Source organism: Staphylococcus coagulans, from assembly GCF_002901995.1.
GTDB lineage: Bacteria > Bacillota > Bacilli > Staphylococcales > Staphylococcaceae > Staphylococcus > Staphylococcus coagulans.
The window spans coordinates 1-376 of the sequence record NZ_PPQN01000127.1 but is presented as its reverse complement, the minus strand read 5'-3'; the positions used below and the strand labels follow the sequence as shown (position 1 = coordinate 376).

Here is a 376-nt window from a genome sequence, read left to right as displayed (position 1 = left end):
CCAGCGTTCATCCTGAGCCAGGATCAAACTCTCCATAAAAGAAGTAAGCTTGATATAGCTCGTTGATTGTTTAAGTCAATCACTCTTCAAAGTACGTTGAAGTACTCAAATTATCGGAATTAACGTTGACATATTGTCATTCAGTTTTCAATGTTCAAGTCATTTCTTTTTGACTCGACAAGAAATAATTATACATACTTCATGTCTCAAAGTCAACAACTTTTATAAATTTTTTCAAATTTTCCAAAGAAAAAATGACCAACAGGTCATAATAAAAGTTCTGCTTGGCAACGTCCTACTCTCGCGGAACGTCAGTCCGACTACCATCGGCGCTAAAGAGCTTAACTTCTGTGTTCGGCATGGGAACAGGTGTGAC

General features: G+C 37.5%; 1 rRNA gene. It reads right to left on the bottom strand.

The annotated features are described in order from the left end of the window. Nucleotides 1-282: 282 nt before the first annotated feature. Nucleotides 283-376 (bottom strand): 5S ribosomal RNA (gene rrf / locus CD118_RS11710); the annotation flags it as partial.